This window comes from Phocaeicola dorei, assembly GCF_013009555.1.
Lineage (GTDB): Bacteria > Bacteroidota > Bacteroidia > Bacteroidales > Bacteroidaceae > Phocaeicola > Phocaeicola dorei.
This window is the reverse complement of record NZ_CP046176.1, coordinates 2,600,954-2,612,942: the sequence shown is the minus strand read 5'-3', so window position 1 is coordinate 2,612,942 and position 11,989 is coordinate 2,600,954. Positions and strand designations below refer to the sequence as shown.

The following is an 11,989-nucleotide window of genomic DNA, read 5'->3' as shown; positions in this document are numbered from 1 at the left end:
CGTCTATGTATATGTTCTTTTTTGCTGAAAAAGCACCAAACTTACAGAAATCACAACAAGGATTATGCCCAAAGCACTGTATGTAGTAAAGAGTTCATTGAATACAAATACCCCTACCAGGACTGCCGTAAGAGGTTCCAATGCACCCAATAAAGAAGTCAACGTCGGTCCTGCCAATTTTACAGCCTTCACCAACGTGATATTAGAGATCGCAGTTGCAGGAAGTGCCAGTCCCCCAATATAGAGCCAAGTGATTACATTGGTTTCCCAACGGACCCCCTTATCATAGAAAAGTCCTCCCAGCAAAAAGAGCAAGGCTCCCAACCCCATCACATAACAAGTTAATACCGTAGAATTAACTTCCACTGCTCTAGTTTTTCTTATACCTATTATATAACCGGCATAAGAGAAAACCGATATGCAGGCCGCTATCAATCCCACCATTCTATTTCCACCATTATATTCTATATTTCCGGAAGATAAGAAAGATGCTCCTACTAATGATAAAACGATAGCAGCGAAAGTCACAATAGACTTCTTTTCTCTAAAGAAAACGGCCATTGTTACTGCAACAGCCAGCGGATACATAAAATGGATAATAGAAGCAACACCACTTGCAATATTCTGATAAGCTATGACAAGACTGAACGAAGTAAGCGCACGCAGCAAGCTCAGTCCGAAAATTGTTTTAAAATTTTTATACCCTATATGAAAATCACATTTGGTAAGAAAAGCAAAAACAAGCAAGACAACTGTAGCAACTCCCCAACGATAAGTCAGCACTTCAAAAGAAGAATATCCAATAGCCAACAAGCTTATGGAAAAAAACGGTGCCAATCCGAAAGTCGCAGAAGACACTGCTGCATATAGAATACCTTTTATCCGATTCATGTCCTTTTCAAGTAAAACGGATACAAAGATAGACAATAATACATAATAAAAAACAGGTTGCCTTTACAAAGGCAACCTGTGATATCTTATTTTATGATTTCCAACTTCTTAAAGCACTTGGTCAGTTTATCCACAGCATAGTCAACTTGTTCCTTTGTATGAGTAGCCATCAAAGCAACACGCACCAAAGTATCTTGTGGTGCACAAGCTGGTGGAATAACAGGATTAATAAATATACCCTCGTCAAATGCCAGCTTAGTCACTTCGAATGTCTTGTCCGTATCACGAACATAAAGTGGAATGATCGGACTTTCAGTATCACCGATTTCAAAACCGGCCTGACGGAAACAATCCAAAGCATAATTTGTAATCTTCCACAAATTCTCACGACGTTCGGGCTCACTCTTAAGGATATGAAGTGCAGCACGTGCAGCAGCTGTTGCAGCAGGAGTATTACTTGCAGAGAATATATATGAGCGTGAGTTGTGACGCAACCAGTTGATTGTATCTTTATCCGCAGCAACAAAACCACCGATAGAAGCCAGTGACTTTGAGAATGTACCCATAATAACATCTACCTGATCTGTCAGTCCGAAGTGATCGCAGACTCCTCGCCCGTCACGACCGAACACACCCAAGCCATGTGCTTCATCCACCATGATACTTGCATTGTATTTGTCTTTCAAACGAACAATCTCAGGCAAGTTAGCCAAATCACCTTCCATAGAGAAAACCCCATCCACCACAATCAGTTTCACAGATTCCGGTTTACACTTCTGAAGTTCTTTCTCAAGGGCTTCCATATCATTGTGCTTGTATTTCAACTGGGTGGAGAAAGAAAGACGACGTCCGTCTACGATGGAAGCATGATCACGGTCATCGCAGATAATGTAGTCATTGCGGTCTGTCAGGCAAGATACCACACCTTCATTTACAGTAAAACCGGTAGAATAAACCAATGCATCATCTTTCCCTACGAATTCCGCCAATTCCTTTTCTAACTGAACGTGCAGATCAAGCGTACCATTCAAGAAGCGTGAACCTGCACAACCTGTACCATATTTACGGGTTGCAGCAATAGCTGCTTCGATAATCCGTTCATCGTAGGTTAACCCCATATATGAGTTGGAGCCAAACATCAGCACCTTTTTACCATCCATGATAACCTCTGTATCCTGATGGCTGTCTATCTCACGAAAATAAGGGTAAACGCCTCTTTCCATGTATAGTTGAGGCAATCTGAATTTACTTAACTTGTCTTGTAATAATCCCATATCCTATTGTATATGTAAGCCTCGTCGGCCTACTTTAAAATAATGTATATAAACTCACTAATACATTCTGTTTTCAAGGTGTTCCCGTCAAAACAGGCTGCAAAGATAGTAAATTCTACAACCGATTGTACTTTTTTTCAAAAAAATATTTAGGGACATCAAAACTTTTAGGATTTAGGGTAGTTATAAACAAAATGTATTACTTTTGCGTTTAATAAAGAGCTAAACTACCAAAGTAAAAGTATGACCACAAAAAAGAAAATTGTATTTGTCGTTAATCCTATCTCGGGGACACAGGGGAAAAGAGCCATATTAAAATGGATTGACGAACGTATAAACCGTACACTTTATGATTATACGATTGTCAAAACACAATATGCCGGCCATGCTGAAAAAATTGCGGCTGCAGCTGCCAAAGAGAAAGTAGATATAGTAGTAGCTATTGGAGGAGATGGAACTATAAACGAAATAGGACGTGCACTGATACATACGGATACAGCATTAGGTATTATACCTTGCGGGTCGGGAAACGGACTAGCGCGACATTTACAAATTCCTTTGGAGCCCAAGGCTGCTATTGACATTATAAATGAAAGTTCTGTTGCCTGTATTGATTACGGAAAAATAAACAACATACCTTTTTTCTGCACATGCGGAGTAGGTTTTGACGCATTTGTCAGCTTAAAGTTTGCTGATTCAGGCAAACGCGGACTACTAACCTATCTGGAAAATACCTTGCATGAGAGTCTGAGTTACAAACCTGAAACTTATGAAATAGAAAATGAAGAAGGAACGGTAAAATACAAAGCTTTCCTGATAGCCTGCGGCAATGCCTCCCAATATGGGAATAACGCATATATTGCTCCACAAGCCTCGTTAACCGATGGTTTGATGGATGTCACAATATTAGAGCCATTCACAGTGTTGGATGTTCCTTCTTTATCTTTTCAACTTTTCAACAAAACCATAGACCAAAACAGCCGGATCAAGACATTCCGTACTAAAAAGATTAAGATACATCGTTCAAAACCCGGAGTAATGCATTATGACGGAGATCCGATCATGGGAGGAAAGGATATTGAGGTAGAATTGATTCCACACGGACTCAACATCATTGTTTCTGATAAAAAAAAAGAGAACGAACCTTTTAGTCTCTTACAACAAATATCCGAAATATTCAGTGGTATGAAGCCTAAAGCTGAAACTTTTGCTTTCCGGCACAGCCATTTATTTGAGCTTAACAAAAGTTTATTGCGTCGTCTATCCAAAAAACAATAAAAAATATCTTTTTTCTGAACATCAGTAAAGACTCTGCCAAATAAAAACAGTTTCTTTGATGATGTTCAGAATAATCCACCCTCTACATTTTCAAATAAAATTCTTTAGTCAAGGCTATATATTCTTCACTATACACATGACGTGATAATTCGATGGTCAAATCGTCTGTAACACATTTATCCACAGAGAATTTGAAAGCAAGCAATACCCGTCTGGGTTCAGTTCCAGGTTTTGTATGAATTAAAGTCTGGTGTGAGAGATGTAATCCGTAACGAGTGGCAGCCATCAAAAAAGATTCTTTACCATCAGCAGGAATAATCACAGAAAAAACACCTTCGGAATGAAGCAAACGGGCGGCAGATTCTGCTAATTTATCAAAATCAAGAAGATCTGTATGCCGAGCGATATTACGCTGCCTTTCAGGGCATTTCAATGAATCGGTAAAATAAGGAGGATTGGAAACAATAACATCAAAGAGTGTTTCCGATGTAAAATGACAAATATCCTGCAACTCCACTTCTATCCTATCCTGCCACGGAGATGCCGCCACATTTCCACGAGCTTGTTCCACAGCATCCGCATCTATATCAACTGCTCTTATCTGGGCATTGCACCGCTGTGCCATCATCAAAGAAATCAATCCGGTCCCAGTACCAACATCTAAAATATTACGGGCAGAAACCACATCAACCCAAGCTCCCAATAAAACTCCGTCCGTACCAACCTTCATGGCACATCTATCATGATAAACAGTAAATTGCTTAAAAGAAAAATAAGGATTTGGCATACTATATTTATTAAATTAGCTGTCAAAAATAGAAAAATCCATTTAATTACTCCAATTATTAGGAAATATTTGATTTTTAAAACTCAATTAGTTCCCATGAATTTTCCTTATTCGACAAGGAATGATTAACTTTGTCCCCGTTTTGGGCATTGGGCTCAATTTAACACAAGAGGAATAAATTATGAAGAGGAATAAGAAAGAGGATATTTTGTTGAATACTGATAACGATGACATCTCTATGTTAGCTGAAATCCAAACGGATCCGGATGAAGTAACTGCTATGGAATTTAATAAAGAAATACCTGTTATGCCTTTACGCAACATGGTAATGTTTCCATCTGTAGTAATGCCTGTAACCATTGGACGCCCCAGCACATTGAAATTGGTAAATGCTGCATACAAGAAAAAACTTCCCATAGCGGTAGTTTGTCAGATACAGGGAGACATGGATGATCCTGGTTTTAATGATGTGTACCATGTAGGAGTTATTGGGAAGATTCTCCGTGTATTCGAAATGCCAGGTGGAAATACCACAGTAATTATGCAGTCAAACGGGCCCAAAGTACATTTGGACAGTATCACAAAAACATCTCCATATTTGAAAGGAATAGTGACTCCTATTCCAGAGGCAAATGACCAACTGGAAACGGACGAATTCAAAGCATTGATTGACACCTGCAAGGATTTGACGAGCAAGTTCATAGAGGCTTCCGAGAAGATGAGCCCGGATACTGTTTTTGCAATCAAGAACTTGGACAATCCGGAAATTTTGGTAAACTTTATTTGTGCAAACTTCCCTATTCCGGTAGAAGAAAAGATAAAATTGCTAAAAGCTGGCGATTTGCAAAGCCGCCTGTATATGCTGGTCAAGATCTTAAATCGTGAAGTACAATTGGCTGATATCAAACAAAGCATTCAAATGCGTACACGCGAAGATATTGACCGTCAGCAACGCGAATATTTCTTGCAGCAACAAATTAAAAACATACAGGATGAACTGGGTGCCGGACAGGAAGATGAGATAGATGAACTCCGCCAAAAAGGAAGAACCAAAAAATGGAGTTCGGAAATGGCAGAACTTTTTGAAAAAGAAGTTTCCAAATTGGAAAGGACAAATTCCCAATCACCAGATTTCAATGTGCAACTTACCTATTTGCAAACCCTGTTAGGATTACCTTGGAATGTCTTTACCACTGACAACCTGAATATAAGTAATGCCGAAAAGACATTGAACAAAGACCACTACGGACTAGAGAAAGTAAAGGAGCGTATCCTTGAACATTTAGCAGTGCTGAAACTAAAAGGTGATATGAAATCACCCATCATCTGCCTTTATGGTCCTCCGGGAGTCGGTAAAACTTCTTTAGGGCGTTCCATAGCGGCATCATTGAAACGTAAATATGTACGTATGTCATTGGGTGGTGTGCATGACGAAGCCGAGATCCGTGGCCATCGTAAAACTTATATCGGTGCCATGCCGGGCCGTATCATCAAAAGTTTGATAAAAGCCGAGTCCTCTAATCCGGTTATCATTTTGGACGAAATAGACAAACTGGGCAGTGACCACCGCGGAGATCCCAGTTCCGCTATGCTGGAAGTGCTTGACCCCGAACAGAACAACACTTTCCACGATAACTATTTGGATGTAGATTACGACTTGTCTAAAGTAATGTTCATCGCTACGGCAAACAATTTGAGCACCATCCCTCCTGCTCTGCTGGACCGTATGGAGTTGATAGAGGTCAGCGGATATATCACAGAAGAAAAAGTAGAAATAGCTCGCCGGCATCTTGTCCCCAAAGAACTGGAAGCCAACGGCATTAAAAAAGAATATGTGAAGTTCTCTAAAGCTGCCTTGGAATGTATTGTAGAAAATTATACTCGTGAAAGTGGGGTACGCGAACTTGAGAAGAAGATAAACAAGGTAATGCGTAAAATAGCGTTGGAATTTGCACGTGACGGCTATGAAGTGATGCATGAAATAAAACCTGCCGATGTACGCAAATACCTAGGCACGCCAGAATATAGCCGTGACAAATATCAAGGAAATGAATACGCCGGTGTTGTCACAGGGCTGGCGTGGACAGCTGTCGGAGGTGAGATCTTGTTTGTAGAAACCAGTTTGAGCAAAGGAAAAGGCGGTAAACTGACGTTGACCGGGAACTTGGGTGATGTAATGAAAGAATCGGCTATGCTGGCTTTGGAATATCTTAAGGCACATACCAAACTGCTGAATTTACAGGAGGATATCTTTGACAATTGGAATATCCACATCCATGTACCTGAAGGAGCTATCCCCAAAGATGGTCCGTCAGCCGGTATCACCATGGTGACGTCATTGGCATCCGCCCTCACCCAGCGTAAAGTAAAAGCAAACCTGGCAATGACAGGCGAGATCACATTACGTGGAAAAGTCCTGCCCGTAGGCGGTATCAAGGAAAAGATTCTAGCCGCCAAACGTGCCGGAATCAAAGACATCATTTTATGTGAGGAAAACCGCAAGAACATTGAAGAAATTCAGCCGATGTATCTAGAAGGACTGACATTCCATTATGTCACGGATATTAAGGAAGTATTGGCTTTAGCTCTCACCAATGAAAAAGTAAACGGTGCCATTGATTTTAATATTACCAATCAAAAAACAGAAGAAAAGAAATAAATATGACTTTTGACTTACAATATACAGACCCTAAATCGAATGCCCGTGCCGGATTGATAACGACTGACCACGGGCAAATAGAAACCCCCATCTTTATGCCTGTAGGCACATTGGGAACGGTGAAGGGCGTGCATTTGCATGAGTTGAAAGAGGACATTAAAGCGCAGATAATCCTAGGAAACACTTACCACCTGTATTTGCGACCGGGACTGGATATAATAGAACGTGCCGGAGGTCTGCATAAATTCAATGGTTTTGACCGTCCTATGCTGACTGATAGTGGTGGTTTTCAGGTATTCTCTTTATCAGGTATCCGCAAAATGAGAGAAGAAGGTGTGGAATTTCGCTCACATATAGACGGTTCGAAGCACTTGTTCACTCCTGAACGGGTGATGGACATTGAACGGACTATCGGTGCAGATATCATGATGGCTTTTGACGAATGTACTCCGGGAACCGCAGATTATGAATACGCAAAAAAATCAATGCAGCTTACCCATCGTTGGCTGGACCGTTGCATAAAACATTTCAACGAAACCGATCCCAAATATGGTTATCAACAGTCATTATTTCCCATAGTGCAAGGCTGTGTTTATCCCGACTTACGCAAACAATCAGCGGAATATATTGCCTCCAAGGGAGCTGACGGAAACGCCATCGGTGGCCTAGCCGTAGGTGAGCCAACCGAGAAAATGTACGAAATGATAGAGGTTGTCAATGAAATCTTACCCAAAGACAAGCCCCGCTATCTGATGGGAGTCGGTACACCGGTAAATATACTGGAGGGTATAGAACGCGGTGTAGATATGTTTGATTGTGTAATGCCGACCCGGAACGGACGCAATGGAATGTTGTTCACTAAAAACGGCATAATGAACATGCGCAACAAGAAATGGGAGGATGATTATTCTCCTATCGAGGCCGAAGGGGCATCGTATGTAGATACCATGTACAGCCGTGCTTACTTGCGCCATCTGTTCCACGCACAAGAACTGCTGGCCATGCAAATCGCTTCTATCCACAACTTGGCATTCTATCTGTGGCTAGCAGGCGAGGCCCGTAAACACATCATTGCAGGAGATTTCTCTACGTGGAAACCAATGATGGTAAAACGCTTATCTACAAGATTATAAATTACTAGAAATGAAGAATTGGTTCAAGACAAACACAGATTCATCCCCAAAGGATAAAAAATGGTGGAAGCCGAATATCAGTTGGCTGAAACTGGATAAATGGGTGAAAAGACTGGACATATATATCATTAAGAAGTTTCTGGGAACCTACTTTTTCGCTATTGCATTGATTATCTCCATTGCAGTAGTGTTTGACGTGAACGAAAATATAGACAGGTTTATCAATAATAAAGCTCCGCTGAAAGCGATTGTATTTGATTATTACATGAACTTCATCCCTTACTTCTCCAATCTGTTCAGCCCCTTGTTTGTCTTTATCGCTGTTATCTTCTTTACTTCCAAGCTGGCAGAAAACTCGGAAATCATTGCCATGTTCTCCACCGGAATGAGTTTTAAACGAATGATGCGGCCCTATATGATTTCGGCTGCAATCATTTCCGTTGTTACTTTCGGACTGGGAGCATACGTCATACCTAAGGGAAATGTAACCCGTTTGGATTTTGAGGACCGTTATAAGAAAAAAAAGAAACAGGAATATGTGCGGAATGTGCAACTGGAAGTAGACAGCGGAGTCATTGCCTACATAGAACGTTATGAAAATTATAATAAAACGGGATACCGCTTCTCCTTAGACAAGTTTGATGACAAGAAACTAGTTGCCCACCTTACTGCCCGAAGTGTCACTTATGATACAGCATCTGTACACAAATGGACAATCAAGAACTATATGATACGTGAGATGGAAGGTATGCGTGAAAAAATCACTCGTGGTGACCGTTTGGATACGATCATTAAAATGGAGCCTCAAGATTTCCTGATTATGAAAGGGCAGCAACAAACCATGACAAGCCCTGAACTGAAAGAATATATAGACAAGCAGAAAAGACGCGGGTTCGCCAACATAAAGGAATTTGAAATTGAATATTACCAACGTATAGCCATGTCCTTTGCCGCTTTTATCTTGACAACCATTGGTGTTTCCTTATCATCCAGAAAAATGAAAGGAGGAATGGGACTGCATTTAGGAGTAGGGTTAGCACTTAGCTTTTCATACATTTTGTTCCAAACAGTGTCAGCAACCTTTGCTGTCAACGGAAACACCCCTCCTATTATAGCGGTATGGATTCCTAATATACTTTACACATTTATTGCTATCTATTTATACAGAAAAGCTCCTAAATAATTATAGGAGCTTTTCTAGTTTTTGACGCCAATCCTCGCCGTTCTCCGGTTGCATCGTAATAAAGCCCAGTTCTTTACCAATAACAATATTGGCCGCACCGTCATCTACAAATATTGTTTCAGCCGGATTCAGTTTACTATCTTTTATCATATAGTTAAAGATGCCAGGATCCGGCTTGGTGGAACCGGCTTCGTAGGAAGTGTAAATCTTATCAACATAAGCGTCCAATGGCTTTCCCGCAGAAGTAAATGCATTACTCCTCGCCCATCCCATCACATAAGGATTGGTGTTGCTCAATATATATACCTTGTACTTCTTACGAAGCTCATTCAAGTAATCCAATTTATATTGCGGCACGTCCGTAACAAATCCTTTCCACCCATTTTCCACATCTTGATAAGTCAATTCTTTCCCACAAATTTTACTCAATTCACAGCGGAAAGTTTCAGCGTCCATGTTCCCATTTTCTACTTCCTGAAAAATCCCCTGCTGATGGTATTTCCCTAATAAACTGTCCGCTTCCCTCACTCCTATCCGCTCAAACGCCTTTACAGCCTGTTCACGGTCAAAGCTAATGATAACCCCGCCGAAATCAAACACAATATTCTTAATCTGTTTCATAACCTTTTTATTTATCCGCCGTAAAGGTAAGCATTTGATTGTGAATGATAAATGATGTAAGTCAATAAAATACCATATAGCAAAAAAAACCGTAGATTCCATTGAGAATCCACGGTAATTATTTTTGTTGTATTTTTCTTCCTTTCGGAAATGTTCTCTCAATTCAAATAAGAAGAGAGTTCGGATACGGTGATATCCTTGGCAACAATAACGCCATTTTCATCTAACAAAAAGTTCTTAAAGCCTCTTTTCAAGCGATAAGTCTGATATAGATCCGATGAAACACCAGCCAATTCCACAAAACAATTAGAAGTTGATATCTGGTCTTTTTTAATGGTTTCGTTAAATATCGACTTGTATTCATCAAATGAAACGGAAACCATTTCTACATTGTCGGCCTGCGCGATGGCATGATTCAAAGTAGCATTCTGCATCCTTGACAGAGCATCATAGCTGGCCCAAAAACTTAGCAGTACATATTTACCTCTTAAATCCTTCAAGTCAATCAACTGCTTTTCGCCACAGATAGTAAATGTAGGAGCCTTGTCTCCTATGGTCAAGCCTTCTGTCGGCGTGTTTTTCCCTACAAAAGAGAATGAAATCAAGGAACTAATAATTAATACAACAAAAATCCACTTTACATTTTTAATCATGTAATTCGATCTTAGTTAATACTATCCGAGACTGCCCTTAAACAGTGATTTCCACCCGGAACATTATCTTTAGTACTGATAATCAATACCATTTAAATTAGAAATCTGCGACAAAGGTAAGGAGTTTTGAAATCAACTCCAAGATTTTTTCTCAAAAAATATGTTATATAGCATAAAATCATCCTTTTCATCGAGAAAAAAGAATGCAGAAAATATAGCTGATAAGGATTTATTTACGTACTTTTGCAATATGTAAATAGCAACCACAAAGTATGAATAATAATACTGAACTTATTTTAATCAGAATTACCGGTCTTGATCGGCCGGGATTAACCGCTTCCATTACGGAGATTTTGTCAAAGTATGATGTTACCATTTTGGATATTGGCCAGGCCGATATTCATAGCACCCTGTCATTAGGCATTTTATTCAAAAGCCAGGAAAAAGATTCAGGTAATATCATGAAAGAGTTGCTATTTAAAGCTTCCGCATTAGGCATCAATATCCGTTTCTATCCCGTTACTGTGGAAGAATATGAGGAATGGGTAAATATGCAAGGCAAGAACCGGTACATCCTGACTTTACTGGGACGCAAGCTGACAGCCAAACAAATCGCAGCAGTCACAGGAATATTAGCGGAACAAGGTTTAAATATTGATGCTATCAAACGTCTTACAGGGCGTATTCCATTGGATGAGCGGAAAGCGAATGTACGGGCTTGTATCGAATTCTCCGTCCGTGGCACCCCCCACCAACGGGAAGAAATGCAACAGGCGTTAATGAAACTGAGCAGTGACCTGGAAATGGACTTTTCTTTCCAACTGGACAATATGTACCGACGTATGCGACGCTTGATTTGTTTCGATATGGATTCCACATTGATACAGACAGAGTGTATAGATGAATTAGCCGAACGCGCCGGTGTGGGTGACCAAGTACGAGAAATCACAGAACGAGCTATGCGTGGAGAAATTGATTTCATAGAAAGCTTCACAGAACGGGTGGCTTTGCTGAAAGGACTGGATGAAAGCGTAATGAAAGAAATCGCAGAAAACCTTCCCATCACCGAAGGTGTGGAACGTCTAATGTTCGTGTTGAAAAGATATGGTTACAAAATAGCCATCCTATCCGGTGGATTCACCTATTTTGGTAATTATCTGAAAGATAAATTCGGCATAGATTACGTATATGCCAATGAACTGGAAATAGTAAATGGCAAATTAACCGGAAGATATCTGGGAGATGTAGTTGACGGAAAACGTAAAGCCGAACTGCTGAAACTGATCGCTCAAGTAGAACGTGTGGACATAGCACAAACTATTGCTGTAGGAGATGGAGCGAATGACTTACCCATGTTGTCCGAAGCCGGCCTGGGTATAGCATTCCATGCAAAACCCAAAGTAGTGGCTAACGCACAACAGTCCATTAATACGATCGGATTGGACGGCGTCCTCTATTTCCTAGGTTTCAAGGACTCTTACCTGGAAGAACGCGGCAAACTCTAAAGAAA

10 protein-coding genes are annotated in these 11,989 nt (G+C 40.5%); 5 read left to right on the top strand and 5 right to left on the bottom strand.

Annotated features, from left to right (window positions below; all coding sequences use genetic code 11):
* Positions 1-3: 3 nt before the first annotated feature.
* The gene (locus GKD17_RS10930) at positions 4-891 is read right to left on the bottom strand and encodes a DMT family transporter (RefSeq protein WP_007835633.1); all 888 of its coding nucleotides are present in this window, start codon (positions 889-891) and stop codon (positions 4-6) included.
* An 86-nt stretch (positions 892-977) separates the two neighbouring features.
* The gene (spt, locus tag GKD17_RS10925) at positions 978-2,165 is read right to left on the bottom strand and encodes a serine palmitoyltransferase (RefSeq protein WP_007835634.1); all 1,188 of its coding nucleotides are present in this window, start codon (positions 2,163-2,165) and stop codon (positions 978-980) included.
* A 243-nt stretch (positions 2,166-2,408) separates the two neighbouring features.
* On the opposite strand from spt, the gene GKD17_RS10920 reads away from it, so the two are divergent.
* Positions 2,409-3,443: a diacylglycerol/lipid kinase family protein gene (locus GKD17_RS10920; RefSeq protein ID WP_007835635.1), complete on the top strand. Its 1,035-nt coding sequence runs from the start codon at positions 2,409-2,411 to the stop codon at positions 3,441-3,443.
* Positions 3,444-3,525: 82 nt separating this feature from the next.
* On the opposite strand, the gene GKD17_RS10915 is transcribed toward GKD17_RS10920, so the two are convergent.
* Complete coding sequence (locus tag GKD17_RS10915) at positions 3,526-4,230, bottom strand: tRNA1(Val) (adenine(37)-N6)-methyltransferase (protein ID WP_007835636.1); 705 nt, start codon at positions 4,228-4,230, stop codon at positions 3,526-3,528.
* Positions 4,231-4,411: 181 nt separating this feature from the next.
* Between GKD17_RS10915 and lon the strand changes: the two genes are divergently transcribed.
* Genes lon through GKD17_RS10900 form a run of 3 tightly spaced genes read left to right on the top strand, consistent with a single transcriptional unit; the run spans position 4,412 to position 9,205 of the window.
* A complete protein-coding gene (gene lon / locus GKD17_RS10910; protein WP_007835637.1) occupies positions 4,412-6,889 on the top strand; it encodes an endopeptidase La in 2,478 nt (825 codons plus the stop codon).
* Positions 6,890-6,891: 2 nt separating this feature from the next.
* Entirely contained in the window at positions 6,892-8,022 is a 1,131-nt protein-coding gene (gene tgt / locus GKD17_RS10905) for a tRNA guanosine(34) transglycosylase Tgt (RefSeq protein ID WP_005842281.1), read from the top strand.
* A gap of 10 nt (positions 8,023-8,032) precedes the next feature.
* Positions 8,033-9,205, top strand: coding sequence for an LptF/LptG family permease (locus tag GKD17_RS10900; RefSeq protein WP_005842283.1), 1,173 nt, complete (start codon positions 8,033-8,035; stop codon positions 9,203-9,205).
* Here the strand turns inward: GKD17_RS10900 and GKD17_RS10895 are convergent, their stop codons facing one another.
* Both GKD17_RS10895 and GKD17_RS10890 read right to left on the bottom strand, forming a co-directional pair.
* Positions 9,206-9,826 (bottom strand): HAD family hydrolase, encoded by a 621-nt coding sequence (locus GKD17_RS10895; protein WP_007848929.1) that lies wholly within the window; start codon positions 9,824-9,826, stop codon positions 9,206-9,208.
* Positions 9,827-9,984: 158 nt separating this feature from the next.
* Positions 9,985-10,479 (bottom strand): TlpA family protein disulfide reductase, encoded by a 495-nt coding sequence (locus GKD17_RS10890; protein ID WP_007835640.1) that lies wholly within the window; start codon positions 10,477-10,479, stop codon positions 9,985-9,987.
* A 272-nt stretch (positions 10,480-10,751) separates the two neighbouring features.
* On the opposite strand from GKD17_RS10890, the gene serB reads away from it, so the two are divergent.
* Positions 10,752-11,984 carry a phosphoserine phosphatase SerB gene (gene serB / locus GKD17_RS10885; protein ID WP_007835642.1) on the top strand — a complete coding sequence of 411 codons (1,233 nt, stop codon included), beginning with the start codon at positions 10,752-10,754 and terminating at the stop codon, positions 11,982-11,984.
* Positions 11,985-11,989 lie beyond the last annotated feature (5 nt).